The sequence below is a fragment of the Collinsella aerofaciens ATCC 25986 genome (genome assembly GCF_964239575.1).
GTDB lineage: Bacteria > Actinomycetota > Coriobacteriia > Coriobacteriales > Coriobacteriaceae > Collinsella > Collinsella aerofaciens_BQ.
The window spans coordinates 1-21,219 of sequence record NZ_CAXSQQ010000012.1 but is presented as its reverse complement, the minus strand read 5'-3'; the positions used below and the strand labels follow the sequence as shown (position 1 = coordinate 21,219).

The 21,219-nt window shown below is 59.7% G+C and carries 14 protein-coding genes; 9 read left to right on the top strand and 5 right to left on the bottom strand.

Annotated elements, in window-relative coordinates; genetic code table 11:
- The first annotated feature begins 5 nt into the window (after positions 1 to 5).
- The 4 genes from ACESUZ_RS06790 to ACESUZ_RS06775 all read left to right on the top strand — a co-directional run bounded on the left by ACESUZ_RS06790 (position 6) and on the right by ACESUZ_RS06775 (position 6,283).
- A complete protein-coding gene (locus tag ACESUZ_RS06790) occupies positions 6 to 455 on the top strand; it encodes a MarR family winged helix-turn-helix transcriptional regulator (RefSeq protein ID WP_195361279.1) in 450 nt (149 codons plus the stop codon).
- Positions 452 to 2,818, top strand: coding sequence for an ABC transporter ATP-binding protein (locus tag ACESUZ_RS06785; protein ID WP_373199191.1), 2,367 nt, complete (start codon positions 452 to 454; stop codon positions 2,816 to 2,818). Before ACESUZ_RS06790 ends, ACESUZ_RS06785 begins: the two co-directional genes overlap by 4 nt.
- Entirely contained in the window at positions 2,818 to 4,674 is a 1,857-nt protein-coding gene (locus ACESUZ_RS06780; RefSeq protein WP_373199189.1) for an ABC transporter ATP-binding protein, read from the top strand. The genes ACESUZ_RS06785 and ACESUZ_RS06780 overlap by 1 nt, the downstream gene beginning before the upstream one ends.
- Positions 4,675 to 5,251: 577 nt before the next feature.
- Positions 5,252 to 6,283 (top strand): 3-deoxy-7-phosphoheptulonate synthase, encoded by a 1,032-nt coding sequence (locus tag ACESUZ_RS06775; RefSeq protein WP_373199188.1) that lies wholly within the window; start codon positions 5,252 to 5,254, stop codon positions 6,281 to 6,283.
- A gap of 686 nt (positions 6,284 to 6,969) precedes the next feature.
- Here ACESUZ_RS06775 and ACESUZ_RS06770 read toward each other — a convergent pair.
- Positions 6,970 to 9,180 carry an ABC transporter permease gene (locus tag ACESUZ_RS06770; protein ID WP_373199186.1) on the bottom strand — a complete coding sequence of 737 codons (2,211 nt, stop codon included), beginning with the start codon at positions 9,178 to 9,180 and terminating at the stop codon, positions 6,970 to 6,972.
- Positions 9,170 to 9,955 carry an ABC transporter ATP-binding protein gene (locus ACESUZ_RS06765; protein WP_006234847.1) on the bottom strand — a complete coding sequence of 262 codons (786 nt, stop codon included), beginning with the start codon at positions 9,953 to 9,955 and terminating at the stop codon, positions 9,170 to 9,172. The genes ACESUZ_RS06770 and ACESUZ_RS06765 overlap by 11 nt, the downstream gene beginning before the upstream one ends.
- Before the next feature lie 148 nt (positions 9,956 to 10,103).
- On the opposite strand from ACESUZ_RS06765, the gene vsr reads away from it, so the two are divergent.
- On the top strand, positions 10,104 to 11,093 hold the full coding sequence (gene vsr / locus ACESUZ_RS06760; protein WP_373199184.1) for a DNA mismatch endonuclease Vsr: 990 nt from the start codon (positions 10,104 to 10,106) through the stop codon (positions 11,091 to 11,093).
- 704 nt (positions 11,094 to 11,797) lie between these two features.
- On the opposite strand, the gene ACESUZ_RS06755 is transcribed toward vsr, so the two are convergent.
- Entirely contained in the window at positions 11,798 to 12,655 is an 858-nt protein-coding gene (locus tag ACESUZ_RS06755) for a class II fructose-bisphosphate aldolase (protein ID WP_022095149.1), read from the bottom strand.
- Positions 12,656 to 12,989: 334 nt separating this feature from the next.
- Between ACESUZ_RS06755 and ACESUZ_RS06750 the strand changes: the two genes are divergently transcribed.
- On the top strand, positions 12,990 to 13,793 hold the full coding sequence (locus tag ACESUZ_RS06750; RefSeq protein WP_373199182.1) for a DeoR/GlpR family DNA-binding transcription regulator: 804 nt from the start codon (positions 12,990 to 12,992) through the stop codon (positions 13,791 to 13,793).
- Positions 13,794 to 13,859: 66 nt separating this feature from the next.
- Here ACESUZ_RS06750 and ACESUZ_RS06745 read toward each other — a convergent pair whose 3' ends face one another.
- A complete protein-coding gene (locus tag ACESUZ_RS06745) occupies positions 13,860 to 15,020 on the bottom strand; it encodes an FprA family A-type flavoprotein (protein ID WP_373199180.1) in 1,161 nt (386 codons plus the stop codon).
- Positions 15,021 to 15,149: 129 nt separating this feature from the next.
- Positions 15,150 to 16,136 carry a LacI family DNA-binding transcriptional regulator gene (locus ACESUZ_RS06740; protein ID WP_373199211.1) on the bottom strand — a complete coding sequence of 329 codons (987 nt, stop codon included), beginning with the start codon at positions 16,134 to 16,136 and terminating at the stop codon, positions 15,150 to 15,152.
- Positions 16,137 to 16,519: 383 nt separating this feature from the next.
- On the opposite strand from ACESUZ_RS06740, the gene ACESUZ_RS06735 reads away from it, so the two are divergent.
- The 3 genes from ACESUZ_RS06735 to ACESUZ_RS06725 all read left to right on the top strand — a co-directional run bounded on the left by ACESUZ_RS06735 (position 16,520) and on the right by ACESUZ_RS06725 (position 20,949).
- Positions 16,520 to 17,725, top strand: coding sequence for a galactokinase (locus ACESUZ_RS06735; RefSeq protein ID WP_373199178.1), 1,206 nt, complete (start codon positions 16,520 to 16,522; stop codon positions 17,723 to 17,725).
- Complete coding sequence (locus ACESUZ_RS06730) at positions 17,716 to 19,344, top strand: UDP-glucose--hexose-1-phosphate uridylyltransferase (protein WP_373199176.1); 1,629 nt, start codon at positions 17,716 to 17,718, stop codon at positions 19,342 to 19,344. The genes ACESUZ_RS06735 and ACESUZ_RS06730 overlap by 10 nt, the downstream gene beginning before the upstream one ends.
- 303 nt (positions 19,345 to 19,647) lie before the next feature.
- Positions 19,648 to 20,949, top strand: coding sequence for an ATP-binding protein (locus ACESUZ_RS06725; protein WP_373199174.1), 1,302 nt, complete (start codon positions 19,648 to 19,650; stop codon positions 20,947 to 20,949).
- Positions 20,950 to 21,219 lie beyond the last annotated feature (270 nt).

The following is a 21,219-nucleotide window of genomic DNA, read 5'->3' as shown; positions in this document are numbered from 1 at the left end:
TTTCGGTGGAAGATACCGATTTCCGTGAACTTGGGCGCCAGCTCCTTACCGAGTTCGGCAGCATGCATCAGCGCATTTCGCGCTTTGCGGACAAAGCCCTCGGCGGCGAGATGGCCGTCATGCGCGCCCTCATACTCGCCGGCGGTTCGCTCACGCCGAGCGAACTCGCTGATCGCGCCTGGGTCTCGAGTGCCCGCATCGCCAATATCCTACGCGCTCTCGAAGCCAAGGGCTGGGTCGAGCGCGAGCACTCAAAGACCGACCGTCGTCGCGTGCACGTCACGGTGACCGACAAAGGATTCCAGGATCTCGAAATCAAACGTCGGGAATTCGAGAACCGCACTGCGGCTTTCCTCGAGCAGCTCGGCGAAACAGATACCCAAGAGATGGTGCGCCTTCTTAGACGTGCCAACGAAATTATCGACCGCAATCAAGAAAGGAGAGATGCCGAGTGAGGATTCTCAAGCTCTTTAAAAAGCATATCCTGGCACTGTTCACAGCTATCGTACTCATCGTAATCAGCTGCAACGCCGACCTGGCACTGCCTACCTATATGAGCGATATCGTCGACGTGGGCGTGCAGCAAGGCGGTATCGCCTCGCCCGTACCCGACACCATCCGCGCCGAATCGCTCGACGACCTCGAACTCTTTATGAGCGCCAAGGACGCCAAGGCTGTGGAGGCCGTGTTTAGCAAGGCTGACAAAAACGGCATTCGAACGTACAAGGGCACCGAGGAGGAGCGCGCCGACGGCGGCAAGATTGCCGACATCATGAGCCTGCCTGAGACCGTCGTCCTTTCGTTCAACCAGGGCATCGATGCCGACTCCATGGGCGACATGATGGGCACGTCCGGTGAGAAAGACAACAGCGGCGCTCAGGCCATGCCCACCCCCGAGCAGATGGCGGCAATGACGCCCGAGCAGCTCGCCGAGATGCAGCAGAAGGCCGCAGCGGCGCAGAGCATGCAAAAGCAGATCGACGCCGACGGCGGCAAGATCACCATGAAGAGCCTGCGCCTAGGCGTTGAAGGCGGTCTTATCGATCAGGGCAAGCTCGTCGAGGGCGCCAACCAAATGGCGGACAAAATGGGCTCCATGTCGGGCTCTATCGTGACCCAGCGCGCCGTGAGCTATGTACAGGACGAGTACAAGGCGCAGGGCATCGACCCCGCTGACGTGCAGAACGCCTACCTGAGCCGCATGGCGACCACGATGTTTGGTCTGTGCCTCGTGTCGCTCGTCGCCACCATCCTGACCGGTGCCGTGGCCTCGCGCACCGCCTGTTCCATCGCCCGCGACCTGCGCCGCGAGACCTTCAACAAGGTTATGCACTTCTCGCCGGCCGAGGTGGGCAAGTTTAGCCAGGCCTCGCTCATCACCCGCTGCACCAACGACATTCAGCAGATCCAGATGGCCGCAACCCTGTTCATCCGCATGTGCCTGATGGCCCCCGTCATGGGCATCGTCGCTGTCATGCGTGTCCTGGCCAACCACACCGGCCTGGAGTGGACCATCGCCGTGGCCATCATCGCGGTCTCGGCCGTCGTCGGCGTGCTTATGGGCCTCACCATGCCCAAGTTCAAAAAGATGCAGAGCTTTGTGGACCGCGTGAACCTTACCGCCCGCGAGCTGCTCGACGGCCTTATGCCTATCCGTTCGTTCAACCGCGAGGAGCATGAGCTCGAGCGTTTTGACAAGGCGTCGCTCGACCTGATGACCACGCAGCTCTACACCAACCGCGCCATGAGCTTTATGATGCCGCTCATGATGCTCGTCATGAACTGCATCACCGTGCTTATCGTCTGGTTTGGCGCGCAGGGCGTGTCCGACGGCGTGATGCAGGTCGGCAACATGATGGCGTTTATCTCCTATACCATGCAGATCGTCATGGCGTTTATGATCCTCACCATGGTTTCGGTCATCCTGCCCCGCGCCGAGGTCGCAGCCGAGCGCGTGGAAGAGGTCATCACCTGCCCCACGAGCATCAACGACCCTGCCTCGCCCAAACTGCCCGCAGCCAGCGCGCCGCGCGGTGAGCTCACCTTCCGCGACGTGAGCTTCCAGTACCCCGATGCCCGCGCCGATGTCATCAGCGGTGTGAACTTCACCACGCACGCCGGCCAGATGCTCGGCATCATTGGCTCCACGGGCTCGGGCAAGTCCACGCTCGTGCAGCTGATTCCGCGCCTGTACGACGTCACGGGCGGCAGCATTTCGCTCGACGGCATCGACGTGCGCGACATGACCCTTTCCGAGCTGCGCCGCCGCATCGGTTACATCCCGCAGCAGGGTCGCCTGTTCTCGGGCACCGTTGAGAGCAACCTCAAGTTTGCCGGCGACATGGTGAGCGATGATGACATGCACCAGGCAGCGCGCATCGCACAGGCCGAGGACTTTATCGCCGAACGTGAGGGCGGTTACGACTCCCCCATCAGCCAGGGCGGCTCCAATGTCTCGGGCGGTCAGCGTCAGCGCCTGGCCATCGCCCGCGCCTTGGCCAAGAAGCCCGAGGTCGTGGTTTTCGACGATTCGTTTAGCGCGCTCGACTACAAGACCGACGCGCGCCTGCGCGAGGAGCTCGCCAAAAACGTCACCGACGCCGCACTCGTGGTCGTGGCCCAACGCATCGCGACCATCATGCACGCCGACCAGATCATCGTGCTCGACGACGGTCACGTAGTGGGCACCGGCACGCACGAGGAGCTGCTGCACGGCTGCCCGGCGTACCTGGAGATTGCACAGTCGCAGCTTTCCGCCGAGGAGCTGGGGCTTACCCAAGAAGAAATTGCAGCCGTCATGGAAGGAGGCGAGCGCTAATGGCAGACGAGACCAAGACTCAGATTCCCAAGCCCACCCGTCAGCGTGGTCCCATGGGCCGCATGGGCGGCATGCGCCGTGGCGAAAAGGCCAAGGACTTTAAGGGCACCATGAGGCAGCTGCTCGGCTATATCGGCCAGCACAAGATTGCCGTGTTTGCCGCCGTCGCCTTTGCCGTGTGCTCGGTCATCTTTAACATTGTGGGACCCAAGGTGCTCGGCCAGGTTACGACCAAGCTGTTCGAGGGCCTGGTCGCCAAGGTCAACGGCACCGGCGACGTTGACTTTGATTGGATCGCCAAGACGCTCGGCTTTTTGCTCTGCCTGTATCTGGCAAGCTCTGCCTGTAGCCTGATCCAGGGCTGGCTCATGACCGGCGTCACGCAAAAGATCTGCTATCGCATGCGCAAGGAGATCGCCGCCAAGATCGCCGTCGTTCCGATGAGCTACTTTAACGGACACAGCAAGGGCGACGTGCTCAGCCGCATCACCAACGACGTCGATACGCTCGGCCAGTCACTCAACCAGAGCGTGACGCAGCTCATCACGTCGGTGACGCAGATTATCGGCGTGCTCGTCATGATGCTGTCGATCAGCCTGCCGCTTACCGGCGTCACCGTGCTCACGCTGCCGGCCGCCGCGATTATCCTGACCGTGATGATTCACTTCTCGCAGCCGTACTTCCGCGAGCAGCAGCAGGTTTTGGGCACCGTCAACGGCATTATCGAGGAGGACTTTGCCGGTCAGAACGTCATTCAGGTGTTCGACCGCGCCGAGGCCTCGATCGAGGAGTTCGACCGTCAAAACGACCGACTGTTTGTGAGCGGTTGGCGCTCGCAGTTCCTGTCGGGCCTGATGATGCCGCTTATGAGCTTGGTGGGCAACATGGGCTACGTGGGCGTTGTCGTGGTGGGCGCACAGCTCGCGCTGACCGGCAATGCCACGCCCGGCGACATCCAGAGCTTTATCCAGTACGTGCGTAACTTTACGCAGCCGGTGCAGCAGCTGGGCAACGTGAGCAACACGATGCAGTCGATGGCCGCCGCCACCGAGCGCGTCTTTGAGTTCCTCGCCGCGCCCGAGGAGGAGCAGAAGGCCGACGCCCAGATTCCCGAGAAGCGCCCTGGCCACGTTGAGTTCGACCACGTCAAGTTTGGCTACACGCCCGACAAGACCATCATCCACGACTTTAGCTGCGAGGCACAGCCCGGCCAAACCATCGCCATCGTCGGCCCCACCGGCGCCGGCAAGACCACGCTCATCAAGCTGCTGCAGCGCTTTTACGACGTGGACGGCGGTTCGCTGCGCGTCGAGGGCGTCGACGTGCGCGACTGGGACCGTGCGGCACTGCGCGGCGAGTTTGCCATGGTACTGCAGGATACCTGGCTGTTTAACGGCACCATCCGCGAGAACATCCGCTACGGACGCCCCGATGCGAGCGATGCCGAGGTCGAGGCCGCTGCGCGTGCCGCGCGTTGCGACCACTTTATCCATACGCTCGCCGGCGGCTACGACTTTATGATCAACGAGGAGGGCACTAACCTGTCGCAGGGTCAGCGCCAGCTCGTGACCATCGCCCGTGCCATTTTGGCCGACCGCCCGGCGCTGATTCTGGACGAGGCGACCTCCAACGTCGATACCCGTACCGAGGAGCTTATTCAGCGTGCCATGGATGCGCTGATGCAGGGCCGTACCAGCTTTGTTATCGCGCACCGCCTGTCCACGATCCGCAACGCCGACGTGATCTTGGTAATTCGCGACGGCGACATCGTCGAGAAGGGCACGCACGACGAGTTGCTCGCCCAGGGCGGCTTCTACGCCGACCTGTACAACTCGCAGTTCGACGAGGCGGCGTAAATTCTGCCGCAGGGAACGAATAACGCCCGAGAACGGGGGCGCAGGACAACCTGCGCCCCCGTTTTTGTTCTGCGGCCCTTGAGCCGCCTCCCCTGGGACCTGATTGACAGCCCCTTCGAGGCCCCGTGGGCAAAAAAGGGCAAATATGAGTACTGTTACCTTTTTAGTAACAGCCAAAACCGCCTCAAACGACCTCTTTGCGGGCTCTATACGCCTTCAAATTAATCAAAACGCCCGTTAGCAGGCTTCTGCGTGCCAACGTTAATGAACATATTTATCACTTTGTCTATTATCTCGCTAGACGGATATGTTACTAGGTTAGCAACATTACTCATATTTGGCATTTTTTGCCCGCAGGGTGTTTCCTGGGGAACCGACAATAGCCTTAGGGTCCCGCGCGACGCCACTCCCTCCCGGTATCCGCCGACGTTCCCCCATATAAAACCTGCCAAAATAAACCTGTCCCTTTTGGCAGGTTTCGGGGTGGCAAGGGCTTGCACTTTAGCGTGCGACAGCGGATAATGCCGAGCACTCGACAATACGCTTATTGCTCTTTCTATAGATTGAGGAGGCCCCTATGGCCATGGAATTCAAACGCAGGCTGCCGATCCCCATGGAGATCCGCGAGGAAATGCCGCTTTCTGCCGAGCTTACCGCCAAAAAGCAGGCATTTGACGCCGAGGTCGCCAAAGTCTTTACCGGCGAGGACGCACGCAAGGTGCTCATCATCGGCCCGTGCTCTGCCGACCGCGAGGATTCGGTCCTCGAGTACATGAACCGACTGGCCAAGACCGCCGAGGAGGTCAAGGACAAGCTCATCATCATTCCGCGCGTCTACACCAATAAGCCGCGCACCAAGGGCACCGGCTACAAGGGCCTGCTGCACAACCCCAACCCCGAGGCTCCCGACGACCTGCTCGAGGGCGTCAAGGCCATCCGCCATATGCACCTGCGCGTTATTAAGGAAACAGGCTTCTTCACCGCCGACGAGATGCTCTATCCGTCCAACTACCAGTACCTCGTTGACCTGCTGAGCTATGTGGCCGTGGGCGCACGCTCGGTCGAAAACCAGGAGCATCGCCTGGTGTCGAGCGGCATTTCGGTACCCGTCGGCATGAAGAATCCCACTGCCGGTTCCACCACCGTTATGCTCAACTCCATTTACGCCGCGCAGGCGCACCAGAGCTTCATCTTCCGCAACTGGGAGGTCGAGTGCGACGGCAATCCGCTCGCGCACGCCGTTATGCGTGGCTACATCGGTCTCGACGGTCGCACCTACCCCAACTACCACTACGAGCACCTGGAGCGCCTGGCCGAACGCTATACCGAGCACGCCGGCTATGCCAATCCGGCAGCGGTCATCGACTGCAACCACGACAACTCGGGCAAGCGTCCGCTGGAGCAATATCGCATTTGCAAGGAGGTGCTCGACAGCTGCCGCCGCAACGAGTCCATCTCCAAGCTGGTCAAGGGCTTTATGATCGAGTCTTACCTTGAGGACGGCAACCAGCCGGTCGATGGCGGCGTCTTTGGTAAGTCGATCACCGACCCGTGCCTGGGCTGGGAAAAGACCGACTACCTCATCCACGAGATCGCGGAACGGGTGTAGGTTACGGCGTTTTACCAAACGCCGTAACGGCTCGACGCTGCGCCTTTGGTTCCGCCGTTCTAACGAACGGCGGACCGCTCGACGCTGCAAACGCCCCTAAGCGGCAATCTGACGTTCAATCGTCGGTTGCGTACCAAAGGACGCTTCCCTCCTCTTTCACGTCACCTTGCTCGCCTAGGGGCGTTTTCGCTGACTTATGCTCAACCTACGATAATTCCAAACTGGGTGAGTTACTCACTGTAGCGGGTGGCTATGGCGGCTCAGGGATAGTCATTGGGGACGTTCTTGTTTGACTAGTCGTTTAAGAACGTCCCCAATGACTACAAGCCGCACCGCCCGCCGTTCAGTTGAAACCACCTGCCAAAAAGGAACAGGTTTATTTTAGCAGGTTTTATCTGGGCAAACGTCCAAACCGACGTAAGGGAGTTGCCTTCCCTCGTGGCGGTCTTCTAGCAGAAAAACCAAGTGAGTAGGCTTTTTGCAGGAGGCCAAGCATGCCCCAAAACGCCACAGCTCTGACCTGCAGTTTTATAGATCATTTGTCGCGATGTGCTCGGCAAGTTCAAAAAAGTCTACTCACTTGCATCCGAAACGCACCAGATAGGCAAAAATAACCGCCGCAAGAGGTCCCCAGCCCCTTCGCGGCGGTCATACACCTCTGATTTTGCGACGATTTTGCCCGCTTGTTACTCGCTGTAGCGGGTGGCGATAGCAGCTTGTACCATGCCGGTGCTCATGAGGTAGGTCACCAGGAAGTAGCCACCGTATGCTGCCAGGAAGATTGCACAGGTGAGGCCCACGGTGCCGCCGATGCTCATATTTCCGAAAATGCTCACCAGCTCGATGATCACCTTAAGTGTCACAAAGGAGTGCGCCAGGCCCACTGCCAGCGGGAACAGGAAGAATACCGCTTGCTGCGCCATCACCGAATGGCGGATCTGGCGGTCGTCGCAGCCGATCTGCGCCAGCACGCGATAGCTGCGGCTGCCGTCGGCCACGTTGGAGAGTTGCTGGATCGACAGAATCGCCGCGCATGCAACGACCAATACAAAGCCGATGTAGATGGCTAGGTAGCTAATAAGACCGTTCATTTGCGCTGCTTCCGTGTACATCTCGGAGCGTGTGATGAAGATTCCCCACGACCCCGGCTCCTTGCCGTCAACGAGCAGATTGTCGAGCACAGTGTTTTTAATGCTCTCGTCTGCCTCAGTCGTATCCATCCCCTGTTTGTAGTTAACGAGCAGGCTACTGGAATACGGCTGCAGATTAAGTTGGGACAACAGCTCGTCGGCAACGACGACGGTACCCGGATTACTGCCCATCGCCGAGTTGGCGATGGCCGCCGTATCTTCGTCCGACTTATCGGTTGCAGGCTTGAGCTCATGCCCACCCAAGGTGAGGGTATGGCCGCCGGCCATGTATTTGGTGTACAGGTCGACCAGCTCGCCGCCCATATCACACGTGAGCAAGTACTGGTCGCGGCCAATGTGCACCGGCTCCTCGCCCATCATCTGACGCAGTTTGTTGTACTGGCTCGCCGGCGTCACAAACAGACCCATCGTATCGGCATTGCTACCCCCGAACGCCTTGGGAAGCTTTTCGCCCATGATCTTGCACATCTCACTTGGGGTCACCGAAGGATTCGAGCCGCCAAATGGGTAACTCAGATACGAATCGATCTGCACATGCTCACCGGCAACATCGGCGATATCGACCTTCTTGCCGGTCTCGTCGTTGTTGTCCGCCGACATGCCCTTGCCGTGCCATGCAGGGTACAAATCGACCGTTGTATCGGCCAACACCATGCGATCGGCCTCAGACGGATTGACATACCCTTTGTACCCTTTGTAGTAGTCGAGCGTATCGGGCGTGTAATAGACATACGTCTGAGACACGTCAACAGGGTTATAGCGCTCCAGGTTTTCATTCATCACGTTGGCAATTGACATACCGCACGTCACCGAGGTGATGGCCAAAAACAGGAGCATCGCGATGACGCCCATCGAAAAGCACACCGTGTTGACCTTGGCCGCAAGCTGGCGCACGGTAAACATGTTGAGGCCGCGCCAATACACGCCGCGCAGGCTCTGCAGCAGCTTGATGAGCATGCCCGAGAGTCCCCAGAACAGGGCAAAGGTGCCAACTGTAACCATAGCGGTCGTAATACCAAACTGGTTCATGGCCTCTTGCAGCTTGCTGTCCGTCGCGGTTAGCGGGAACCCATCACGTAGCAGACGGTAATAGGCCACGCCCACAAGCACCACGCCCACGGCAAAGATGGCAATCGCAATCCAGGGGTTGCGTGTCTTGATGCTCTCGTTGCGACGCTCGGCACCCATAAGCTCGATGAGTTTGGTACGACGCACGGCGCGAAGGTTCAGCAGTAGCGTGAGCACAAACATTACGAGCATGCAGGCAAGGGTCAGATTGAACGCATGCACCGAGAAAAAGAAGTGGAAATTGGCGATCTGTGTCTTAAAGAGCGAGGCCGTAAAGAATGTCATGAGCTGGGAGAGTCCCACACCCAGCACAATGCCGGCGACAAAGGCCACGACCGACACTATCACGGTCTCGAACGCCATGATCGTGGCGACGCGCCCACGCCCCATGCCGAGCACCTGGTACAGGCCAAACTCCTTCTTGCGGCGTTTCATGATGAAGTTATTGGCGTACACCATCAAAAAGGCCATGACACCGGCCAAAAAGTACGTCAGGTCGCCGAGCATGCTGCCCATAACCTGCGCCAAGCCCTCTTCATCGATTCCGGCGATATCGACCTGCATCGAGATGGTGTTAAAGGCATAGAAGACCGTGACGCCCAGGGTGAGCGTCAAAAGGTAGACGAGGTAGTCGCGGCCGGCGCGGCGGACGTTGCCCCAAGCGAGTTTACAGAGCATCGGAGCCCTCACCGCCCATCATGGCAACGACCTCCATAATGCGGTCGAAGAACTCTCGGCGGTCGGTGTCGCCGCGGCGCAGCTCGGTGAAGATCTTGCCGTCGCGGATAAACAGCACACGGCTCGTGTAGCTGGCGGCAAAGCTGTCGTGCGTGACCATGAGCACGGTGGCGCGCAGGCGGCGGTTGAGGGCCTCTAGGCTCTCGAGCAACAGGCGGGCGCTTTTGGAGTCGAGGGCGCCGGTAGGCTCGTCGGCCATGATCATGGTGGGGTCGGTGACGAGCGCGCGAGCCGCGGCAACGCGCTGCTGCTGGCCGCCGGACATCTGGTAGGGATACTTGTCGAGCACCTGACTGATGGACAGGCGCGCTGCCACATCCTGCACGCGGGTCGAGATCTCTGCCGAGTTTGTGCGGGCAATGGTGAGCGGCAGGGCGATGTTCTCGCGTGCCGTGAGCGTATCGAGCAGGTTGGAGTCCTGGAAGATAAAGCCGAGCTCCTCGCGGCGAAACTGCGAGAGCTTGGCCTGCTTCATGCGCGTCACGTCCTGCCCGTTGATGCGGATCGTGCCGCTCGTGGCGCTATCGATGGTCGACACGCAGTTGAGCAACGTCGACTTGCCCGAGCCCGAAGCGCCCATGATGCCAACAAATTCGCCGCGGTTGACGGTAAAGCTGACGTCGTTGAGCGCGCGGGTCACGTTGCCCAGCGCTCCATATACTTTTTCGAGATGCGCGACCTCCAGTACCGGGGTCGCCATGTGCGTGGTTTGCATACCGAGTCCTTTCTTGCGATTAGTCTACGGCATCTATAGTCGCAAGAAGACGAGTCAGCTACCATCGATATGGCTTACGCTTGCCTTACCGTTGTGTAAGGTACGGGTAGCTAGCCTGCCACGCGTTGATGTTGAGAGAGGACTCCTGTTGAAGACTGTTCATGTTGCCGCTGGGATCATTCGCAAGGAAGGATCTGACGAGCTGCTTGCCGTACAGCGCGGCTATGGCGACATGCAGGGACTTTGGGAGTTCCCCGGTGGCAAGCTCATGCGCGGCGAGACGCCCGAGGACGCCGTACGCCGCGAGCTCATGGAAGAGCTGCAGGTAAAAGTCACCAACCTGCGCGATTTCTATACCGTTGAGTATGACTACCCCGATTTTCATCTCTCCATGGAGTGCTACTACTGCTCGCTGGCCGATGAATCCGATGAGCCTCAGAAGCACGACCGCCAGCTTGATATCCGCTGGATTCCGCGCACCTCGCTTGCCACCGTTGAGTGGATGCCCGCCGACAAGGGGCTTATCGATGCTCTGATTGAGTTGAAGGAAGATCGGCTCGAGGCCAACGGCACTGCCAACAACGCCGAGGCCACCGCGACCGACGAGCCCGCCACCAAGGCCAAGCGCGCACCTAAGCGCCACAGCAAGAAGCGTCCCAAGCCCGGCCTGCTCGACGGCATCGATACCTCGGACCTCTCCGCTGACGAGCGCGAACTGGTGCGCCGTCGCGCCGCCATCAAAAAGTCCATGAAGGGCAACAAGCGTGCGAACACCAAGCCCGAGCTGCTCGTTCGCCAGCGCCTGCGCGCCGCGGGCCTTACGGGCTATCGCTTGGAATGGAAGGTTCCCGGCAAACCCGATATCGCCTTCCCCGGGCGCAAAATCGCCATCTTCGTCAACGGTTGCTTTTGGCACCGCTGCCCCAAGTGCAACCCGAGCCAGCCCAAGCGCAACGTTGAGTTTTGGGAGGCAAAGTTCCGTCGCAACGTCGAGCGCGACCGCGCTGCCGTGGCAGCACTCACTCAAATGGGCTGGACACCCATAACCATCTGGGAATGTGAGCTCAAGAAAGACCGCATCGACGCCACGATGGAAAAGGTCGTCGAGCAGGTGCGCGCCGCAGAGCCGCAGCGCTAGGAACGAGCCATCCACACGCCCCACACAGGCGAGCCACATCCGCGCCACAAACCTTAGAAAGCCCTTAAGCCCAAAACCTTTCAAAAGTGTTATTCGATACCTCTGACCTGCAGCTTCATCGTAACACCAAACCAGGTTAAGCCTTTCTTTAGCGCTTCTTTGCAGAAGCCGCGGCATAATACTGCCAACGCACGGGAGCTAGCAGCACACCCCGTGCGCAACCTTTTGGTGGATATCGAGGAGGCCGCATAAGCATGCATTCTTCCAACGACGCAGCACAGCAGCCATCCCTAAATCATGCAAACCTTTTCTCCTTCCCCCCGACACAGAGAAACGGCCTCCTCGACTCCCCCACCACAAAAGCCAAACGCTCTGCAGACCAACACCTCAACCTGCAGACATCCTTCGAAAAACTCCAAGCCTCACTAGACCAGGCATTCCCCAACCAAGCCCGGGCATACTAATCCCCCATCAGCAAAGAAGCCCTAACGCTCCAATTTTTCCGCTCTAACGCCACAAGGGCGACGACCTCGAGTAGGTCAACCTGGGAGGGACGAGGGCTTAGTTCCCCAATCTTTCCGCAGGGGGCAAAAAGCCTCGCCGCACGAAGTGTGCAGCGAGGCTTTTTGCATGCCCGAGGACGATTGGGGGACTAAGCCCTCGTCCCTCCCCGGGATATGTAGCGAGTCGGAGTACCCTTGCTGTTACTCTGCCTTGCCCACAGAGTTGAGGTTGGTCATGCGGATCTTAACCAGCTCGGTGATCTCACGCATACCCTCCTTGGCCGGCTTCTTGGGATCGAAGCAGGCAGGGTTCTCGGCCATGTAGGCCATGAAGCCCTTGGTGTAGGCCTGACGCAGCTCGGTGGCGTAGTTAACCTTGCAGATGCCGTTCTTCACGGCCTCGGCGACCTGCTCATCGGGCACACCGGAAGTGCCGTGCAGAACCAGCGGCACGTCGACGGCGTCGCGGATGGCCTTGACCACGGACTGCTCGATGTGCGGATCGCTCGTGTACACACCGTGGCTGGTGCCAACGCCAATAGCGAGAGAGGTGCAGCCGGTGCGCTCGACGAACTCCTTGGCCTCGGCCGGATCGGTGTAGGGGCTCTCGCCCTCAACCGCGGGACCGTCGTCCTCCTTGCCGCCAACCTTGCCGAGCTCGGCCTCGACGGGCACGCCCATGGCGCGGCCAGCGTCGGCGACGGACTTGGTCAGGGCGATGTTGTCCTCGAAGGACTCGTGCGAGCCGTCGATCATGACAGAGGTGTAGCCCGTGCGGAAAGCCTGCATGCAGCGGTCATAGCCATCGCCGTGATCGAGGTGCAGAGCGACGGGCACGGAAGCGCGCTCGGCGGCAGCTTTGACCATGCCGTAGAAGTAGTCCAGACCAGCGGTCTTGATGGTGCCCGGGGTGGTCTGCATGATGACGGGGGACTTGGTCTCCTCGGCAGCGGCCAGAACGGCCATAACAAACTCGAGGTTCTCGACGTTGAAAGCGCCAACAGCGTAGTGGCCGGCCTGAGCGTCCTTGAGCATCTTTTCGGTGGTAACAAGTGCCATGAGCGTTTGCTCCTCTCCCTCGCCCGCATCTGGACATCGGGCGTAGTTGTTCACAAGGCGTTTTACCTTGCGTTTTTCTGCGCTCATTGTATGAAATTCAGCGGCTTTACACGCGCGAGATATTGAGCCCATGCAGGTCAATACAGTCGTTTTTGAAAAGTAAACGGAAGGAATATGAGCCGAGTGGACATGTTCGATATTGAATTTTGGGCGTTCAGCGTCTTTCTTTTATAGAAAAGATAAGTAATCGAAAGGTGTTTTCTTACTCAAAAAGAAAATGAACGAAAATAGAGTCAACACAATTCCTGCAAATTTAGCCGAGAATGGAGCAAGCATGGCCCAAGCCACCAACCGTGCCTTTGCCGACGAACGCCGTACCGCCATTTTGGAAATGCTCGATCATAATGCCTCGGTGCAGGTAGCAGAAATCGCCCAGACCTTTGGCGTGTCCTCCGTCACCGCCCGCGCCGACCTGGACGCGCTCGCCGAAGCAGGCAAGCTGCGCCGCACGCACGGCGGTGCCGTATCACTCCACAAACGTCTGACCGTCTCCACGCAGGATCGCCGCATCAATGTCAACGTCGCCGCCAAGCAGGCCATCGCGCAAAGCGCCATCGAGCTCGTCAATGACGGCGACACGCTGCTCGTCGACTCGGGCACCACGGCGCTCGAGTTCGTCCGGCTCCTCGATCAGCGCGACGGTATCACCGTCATCACGGCCGACATTACCATTGCCGATTACATCGACGAGAGCATGCCCTCGGTCGATGTCGTCATGCTGGGCGGGGCGCTGCGCAAAGGCCATCGTTATTTGTACGGACCGCTCACTATGCAGGCGCTCCAAATGGTCCATGCCGATCTGGCCGTCATGTGCCCCGGCGCCTTTGTCCCCAGCTGCGGCTTTACGACCGACTTTCCCCAGATGGCCGAGACCAAAACGGCTATGATCACCGCGGCCCATCAAAGCGTTGCCCTCATGGACGCCAGCAAGGTTAACGGACGCGGCATGTACCGCTTTGCCGAGCTGACCGATGTCGACGCCATCGTGATGGACCGTGACCCCGATCATGCCGTCGCCACCTCAATCGCCGAGATCGCCGACAGCGCACGTCCAGCTCTCATCATCGCAAGCGCTTAAACAAAAACCACCACAAAGGTGCCTGTCCCCTTTGTGGTGGTTTTGCTCGTTAAAAGCGAAATATCGCTACTTGGACAGCTCGTCGGCGAGGGCCTCGATCTGAGCGCGCGAGGCTTCGTTGAGCGAGCCCAGCACAGTCACCTTGTTCTGCGTCAGGGTGATGTCCTTCATACCCTCGAGCTCCTTGGTCATAATCTTGGCCGCTGCAGGCGCCCAGGAACCGGACTCGACAAGCGCCACCGTACGGTTCTGATAGGCGTGCTCGGCAAGCGTGTGGATAAAGGTGCTCATGAACGGGAAGATCTCGCCCTGATAGGTGATGGAGGCGAGCACCAGACGGTCATAGCGGAACGCATCCTCAACGGCCTCGGCCATATCATCGCGAGCCAGGTCAAAGACGGAGACCTTCTGGCCGCGGGCCTCGAGAGCAGATGCGAGCTCCTCGACGGCAGCTTTCAGGTGCCCATACACACTCGCATAGGCGATCGTGATGCCCTCGTCCTCGGGCTGGTAGCTCGACCAGGTGTTATAGGTGTCGAGGTAATAGCCCAGGTTCTCGGTCAGTACGGGACCGTGGAGCGGGCAGATAATCTGAATGTCCAGGTCGGCGGCCTTTTTGAGCACGGCCTGCACGAATTTGCCGAACTTACCGACGATGCCAAAGTAGTAACGGCGAGCCTCGCAGGCCCACCCTTCCGGATCCTCGATGTCGTTGGCGCCGAACTTGCCAAAGCCGTCGGCACTAAAAAGCACCTTGTCGGTGGACTCGTAGGAGAAGAGCACCTCGGGCCAGTGAACGTTGGGGGCGCCGATAAAGGTCAGGCTGTGGCCGCCCAGATCGAGCACATCGCCCTCTTTGACGACCATTTTGCGCTCGGGGAAGTCGGTGCCAAAGTAGTTGACCATCATGCGGAAAGCACCCATGCTGGCCACGATCTGCGCCTGGGGATAGCGCTCCATAAAGGCAGCGATACCGGCGGAGTGATCGGGCTCCATGTGATGGACGACCAGGTAGTCGGGCGTACGGCCATCGAGCACGGCCTCGAGGTTGCCGAGCCACTCGTCGACAAAGCCAGCGTCGACCGAATCGGCGACAGCGATTTTATCGCCCAAGATAACATAGCTGTTGTATGCCATGCCGTTCTCGGACACGTCGTACTGGCCCTCGAACAGGTCAATGTCGTGATCGTCGACACCGATGTAGCGGATATCCTTGGTGATCTCCATCAGGCAAAGCCTCCTAGATAGACAAAAGAACCCGTCTATCATAACACTCGCCTTCATAGCCACGGCTATCCGTCAGCATCCTTACCGATTGTAATTGAGGCGGAATATACTGCCGTTGACCTGCACAAACTATGCGCGCAGTATCGCCGTGCTATGTCGAATAATGAGCTGGCCGGGAATACGAATGGCAACGGTTTTGCCCGCCGTACCCGCCTCGGGAACCGCATGCTCAAACACCTCGCGCCCACGTTGATGCAAGTCGAATCGAACGGTCGTAAGCTCGTTATGCGCGACAAAATCATCGAGCGAATCGTCGACGCCCACCACGCTCACGTCCTCGGGCACGCGCAGGCCGCTATCGCGCAGCGCTGCAATCGCGCCATTTGCCATCTGGTCGTTTGCCGCATAAATCGCCGTCATGGTGCGATCGTGCTCGGCCAGGTACCTGCCAGCCTCGTAACCGCTGTTGGCAGACCAGTCGCCCTCGAGCGGCTCTGCCGGCTCGATGTGTTTACGCTCGAGCGCATCCTGCCAACCGGCACGACGAAATTGCTCGTCGACCGAGAACGACGGGCCGCCAATATAGCGAATCTGCTCGTGCCCCAGCTCAAACAGGTGATCCATAAGCAAGAGCGAGCAGCCGTAATGGTCGGAGTCGACCGTGGTCACGCGCGGGTGCGCGTACATGGTAACGATGACCGTGCCAATGCCCGGCAGTGGATCAAACGTCTCAAAATCGGGCGCCATGCGGCTCATGCCGATGATGATGCCGTCCACCGGCAATGCGGCCATACGACGCGTGGCCTCGGCAAGCGAAAACTCCTCGGTCTTGGACATCTCGACCAGCGTGATGGCGCAATTATGCTCGCGAGCAGCGCTGGCGATGCCGTCGATCATTGAGAGGTTGCCAAACTTGGTGACATCGTTGATGCATAGGCCGACCGAATGGTAACGGCCGTCGCGCAGCGAGCGACCGGCATAACTCGGACGAAAGCCGAGCTCTTGCATAGCAGCCTGCACGCGCTGGCGCGTCTGCTCGTTAACGTTGGGCAAGCCGTTGGCGACGCGCGAAACCGTCTGCTGCGAAACGCCAGCAGCGCGGGCGACGTCGGCCATGGAAACCGGACGCGTACCTGTATCGTTGGACGGGCGCCTTGCCACAGGATCACCTTCACCCTTGCGAGATCTGAATAGCGTGAATGCCGGCCCGGGCAGAAATACATCCCGCGCCGAGGCCCGCTATCGTCGGACGCATGTTAACGTACTCTACTTTTTCTATCTGCATCTCTTCTGCTTTATAAGTCCATACGGCAGTACCGTTCACGGCTGAATTTCTACCGATTACCAGATTCTCAAAAAGTGACAAGCGTTGCGTTATGAGTACGTTAACATAGCCCGTAACGTGCGGTATCGTGAACACTTGGTTCATGCCGCTTCAAGTTGTTAACGTACTCATAACGACGCAAAACTCACCCGTGCGCGCCAAGGAAAGGACTCCCATGACCACCCCCGACGAAATGACACTCGCCACGCTCACCAAGCTGTTCGAGGAGGAGTTTGGCCCCATCGGCGACCGCCAGGTGCTCTACGTACACGCACCCGGCCGTTCCGAGATCAGCGGCAACCACACCGACCACGAGGGTGGCCACGTTATCGCCGGCTCGCTCGATGTCGCTGTCGACGGCATCGCCGTGGCAACCGACTCCAACAAGGTCCGCGTCGCCGACGAGGGCTATCCCACGTTTGAGATCACGCTCGACACGCTAGACGTTCAGGAGTCCGAGAAGGGCACGTCCGCAAGCCTCGTCCGCGGCATGGCCCACGAGATTGCAGCCCTTGGCGTTGAGCCCCACGGCTTCGACTTTGCCTTTACCTGCTCCGTCCCCTCGGGCGGCGGTCTTTCCAGCTCTGCCGCCGTCGAGGCCGCGTACGGTCGCGCCATGGAAACCCTCTGGGGCGCACCCGCCATCGAGCCCGTCGCGCTCGCGCAGATGAGCCAGCGCACCGAGAACAACTATTACGGCAAGCCCTGCGGTCTGATGGACCAGGCCGCCGTGTGCCTGGGCGGCCTTGCCTACATGGACTTTGAGGACCAGGCTCAGCCTAAAACCCAGAAGCTCGAGCTCAACTTTGAGGATCACGGCTATGCGCTCGTGCTCGTTAAGGTCGGTGCCGACCACGTGGCCGCCACCGACGACTACGCCGCCGTTCCGCGCGAGATGCAGGACGTTGCCGCCGAGTTTGGCAAGGCACGCCTGTGCGAGGTCGACGTTGCCGATTTTGACGCCAAGCTCCCCGAGCTGCGCGCCAAGCTGGGCGACCGCGCCTGCCTGCGCGCCGTTCACTACTGGTACGAGAACGGCCTGGTCGACAAGCGCTGGGCTGCTCTGAACGCCGGCGACATCGATCAGTTCCTGGTCCTGACGCGCGAGTCCGGCGCCAGCTCTGCCATGTACCTACAGAATGTCGTTGCCAAGCTGGGCTCCGAGCAGCCCTCGATGTATGCCCTGGCACTGGCCGAGCACGTGCTCGACGGCCGTGGCGCCGTCCGTATCCACGGTGGCGGCTTTGGTGGCACCATCCAGGCCTTCGTGCCGCTCGACCTGGTCGACACCTTTATCACCAAGATGAACGGCTGGCTAGGCGAGGGCTCTGCCCGCCACTACGCAATTTCTGACAAGGGGGCTTACGCGGCATGGCTGTAATGACTGACGTGCGCGAGGCCGCGCAGAACCTGATCGAGTACGCTATCCACCGATCGATGATCGGCCAGGACGATCGCATCTGGGCGTATAACACCATTCTCGAGTGCATCGGTGCTACGGGCCCGGCGCTCGACATGGCCTGGGCGCTCCAGGTCGAGAAACTCTCGCTCTTGCACCCCGACACCCTGCCCAACTTTGACCTTGAAGGCACACTTGCCGCGCTTTCCGAGGCCGCCGTTGCCAACGGTGCTGCCGAGGATACGGCATCGGGCCGCGATCGCATCGCCATGCGCATCATGGGTGTGCTGATGCCGAGGCCTTCGGTTGTAAACGAGGAATTCAACGGCCGTATGGGCGTCAACGAGCCCCGCGCCGCGACCGACTGGTTCTACGGTCTGTGCTGCGACGCCGGCTACGTGCGTCGTGCCGCCATCGCGCGCAATATCAAATGGAGCACCCCCACCAACTGGGGCGACCTGGAGATCACAATCAACCTGTCAAAGCCCGAAAAGGATCCGCGCGACATTGCCGCGGCCGGCGCCGCAAAGAACACGGGCGAGAAGTATCCCGCCTGTCAGCTCTGCATTGAAAACGAGGGCTACCCCGGACGCTCCGCTGCAGCCGACGGCGGCGCCCATCCCGCCCGCCAGAATCTGCGCGTTATCCCTATCCAGCTCGACGGCGAGCGCTGGGGCTTCCAGTACAGCCCGTACGCGTACTTTAACGAGCACTGCATTGCCATGAGCTCCGAGCATCGTCCGATGCACGTCGACCGCAAGGGTCTGACCTGCCTGCTCGATTTTGTGGACCTGTTCCCGCACTACTTTATTGGCTCCAACGCCGACCTGCCCATCGTGGGCGGCTCGATCTTGTCGCACGACCACTTCCAGGGCGGCGCACACGAGTTCCCCATGATGCACGCCGCTGAGGTCTCGCAGTTTAGCGTGCCCGGCTTTGACCAGGTCAGCGGTACCGTGTTGCAGTGGCCGCTCTCGGTGCTGCGACTGCGTTCGCACGACCGCGCCCAGCTGCTCGACGCCGCCGAGAAGATTATCCTTGCCTGGCGCGAGTGGACCGATGAGTCGGTTGGCGTCGTCGCGCACACAGCCGATGGCGTGGCGCACAACACCGTGACGCCCGTCATCCGCCGCGTCGACTCCCGCGGCAATGCCGGCGGCGAGATTTACGAGGCCTACCTGGCGCTTCGCTGCAACATCACGACTGACGAGCATCCGCTGGGCGTATTCCACCCGCATGCCGAGTACCACCACATTAAGAAGGAGAACATCGGCCTGATCGAGGTCATGGGCCTGGCCATTTTGCCGCCACGCCTGGTTCCCGAGCTCGGCGCCGTCCGCGAGCACCTGCTGGCCGCCAAGGTCGACGCAAGCTACGACCTTGGCGCCGCACTCGAGGGCGACGACCTTTGCCGCAGCCACGCCGCATGGGCCGAGGATGTCTTTGCACGCCGCGCCGATGAACTTACGACCGACAACGCCATCGATATCCTGCACGAGGAGGTGGGCGTGGTGTTTGGCCACGTGCTCGACAACGCCGGCGTCTTTAAATGGGACGAGGCAGGACGCGCCGCCCAGCAGCGCTTTATCGACTCGCTGTAGCACGCGAGCTCGAACGCACGCACTTAACAAATAGCCACCTACACGACAACGGCGCCCGCCGGCAACATCGCCGGCGGGCGCCGTTTTCTGATGCAAGGGTAGCTAATTTGCACCAAAACAAGGAGTGTTCCAAACTGCCGGCAGAGAAGGAGCGCCCCAGGTGCCGACCTAAACCCCACATTATTCGATGGAAAAACGTGGTTACCTCCCACATTATTCGATGGAAAAACGTGGTTTACTCCCACATTTTTCGATGGAAAGACCAAGACGGTCTTATACTAACCATGATCGTTAGGGGGCAGTATGCAGCGACAGCTAATGGACGAACTCATCGCTTGGAAATCTAGGGCAAACCGCAAGCCCCTCCTGCTTAAGGGGGCCCGCCAGACGGGAAAAACCTGGCTTCTCAACGAATTCGCAGGCCAGCAGTATCAAAACGTCATCCGTTTTGACTTTATGCTCGAACCGGGCGCACGTTCGCTGTTCGACGGAAGCCTTGACCCCAAACGCATCATCTCCCAGATAGAGCTCCTGCGCGGCCAGACCATAACGCCGACAGACACGCTCATCATCTTCGACGAAATCCAAGAGGCACCGCGTGGCATCACCTCGCTCAAATACTTCAACGAGCTGGCGCCGGAATACCATATCATGGCAGCCGGCTCCTATATGGGGCTCGCGCTCCGACGCGAAAACGAGTCGTTCCCCGTCGGCAAGATCGACCAGCTTACCATGCGCCCCATGGGGTTTGTCGAGTTCGTTCGTGCCGTCGATGGCGATCCGCTCGCAGATGCCATCCTTGCCGCAGACATGGACCTGCTGGCGAATGTTTCCGAAAAGCTCGAGCGCCTGCTCAAGGAATACCTCGTTGTCGGTGGCATGCCAGAAGTTGTCTCCGCTTTCGCCGCCTCCCACGATTTCATCGAGGCCCGCAGGCTTCAGCAGCAAATCATCGAAGCTTATGAATCCGATTTTGGCAAGCATGCGCCAGCCCGCATCGTCGAGCGCATGAGGCTGGTTTGGAAATCCCTTCCCGGCCAGCTCGCAAAGGAAAACAGGAAGTTCGTCTACGGCGCGCTTCGTCCCGGGGCGCGCGCACGCGATTTTGAGGAAAGCCTCCAGTGGCTCATGGACTATGGAATCGTTCATAAGGTACCACGTGTTTCCGCCCTAAGAGCACCGCTCACAAGCTACGAGGATCTCTCGGGCTTCAAGCTGTTCTGCATCGACACCGGCATCCTCGGAGCACTCTCCGGCCTCACGCCAGCCATTGTTCTGAACGGGCCCGCTGTTTTTACGGAGTTCAAAGGCTCGCTGACCGAGCAATACGTCGCACAGGAGCTTTTGCTCCAAGGCAATACTCCCGCGTATTGGTCATCCTCCTCCGGCAATGCAGAGACTGACTTTGCCGTCGACCATGCGGGGACCGTGCTTCCGCTCGAGGTCAAGGCGGCAGAGAATCTCAAAGCAAAGAGCCTGAGGATTGCCTGCGAGAAGTTCAAGCTCGAGCGCTGCGTGAGAACATCGTTAGCGGCATATAGAGACGAAGGCACGCTCGTCAATATTCCGCTCTGGGAGATTGGGCAAATCGACAAGCTGGCATAGGCGCTGTGGAGGGGTTGCCCCGTAAGGAGTGTCCCAAACTGCCGGCAAAAAAGGAACGTCTCTATCTGCCGCATTCCCGAAGCAAGGCAACGCCGATGTTTTGGCAACGGCAGCGAGCGGGCCGCATTTGAGACAAGGTGACGTGAAATCAAAACCACCCCTAAAAGGGGTGGTTTGCTCTTAGGGTATAACCCTTGGATTTCCGGCACGCGTCTAAAGGCGCCGGCCCTCACGGGGTTCGGGCCGCACTGCAGATTGACCCGTGACGGG

What these genes read in the sequence shown, in the direction of transcription:
- ACESUZ_RS06780 (WP_373199189.1), top strand. Translation starts at nt 2,818, where the DNA reads ATGGCAGACGAGACCAAGACTCAGATTCCCAAGCCCACCCGTCAGCGT.
- ACESUZ_RS06775 (WP_373199188.1), top strand. Translation starts at nt 5,252, where the DNA reads ATGGCCATGGAATTCAAACGCAGGCTGCCGATCCCCATGGAGATCCGC.
- ACESUZ_RS06770 (WP_373199186.1), bottom strand. Translation starts at nt 9,180, where the DNA reads ATGCTCTGTAAACTCGCTTGGGGCAACGTCCGCCGCGCCGGCCGCGAC.
- ACESUZ_RS06765 (WP_006234847.1), bottom strand. Translation starts at nt 9,955, where the DNA reads ATGCAAACCACGCACATGGCGACCCCGGTACTGGAGGTCGCGCATCTC.
- ACESUZ_RS06755 (WP_022095149.1), bottom strand. Translation starts at nt 12,655, where the DNA reads ATGGCACTTGTTACCACCGAAAAGATGCTCAAGGACGCTCAGGCCGGC.
- ACESUZ_RS06750 (WP_373199182.1), top strand. Translation starts at nt 12,990, where the DNA reads ATGGCCCAAGCCACCAACCGTGCCTTTGCCGACGAACGCCGTACCGCC.
- ACESUZ_RS06745 (WP_373199180.1), bottom strand. Translation starts at nt 15,020, where the DNA reads ATGGAGATCACCAAGGATATCCGCTACATCGGTGTCGACGATCACGAC.
- ACESUZ_RS06740 (WP_373199211.1), bottom strand. Translation starts at nt 16,136, where the DNA reads ATGGCCGACGTCGCCCGCGCTGCTGGCGTTTCGCAGCAGACGGTTTCG.
- ACESUZ_RS06735 (WP_373199178.1), top strand. Translation starts at nt 16,520, where the DNA reads ATGACCACCCCCGACGAAATGACACTCGCCACGCTCACCAAGCTGTTC.
- ACESUZ_RS06730 (WP_373199176.1), top strand. Translation starts at nt 17,716, where the DNA reads ATGGCTGTAATGACTGACGTGCGCGAGGCCGCGCAGAACCTGATCGAG.
- ACESUZ_RS06725 (WP_373199174.1), top strand. Translation starts at nt 19,648, where the DNA reads ATGCAGCGACAGCTAATGGACGAACTCATCGCTTGGAAATCTAGGGCA.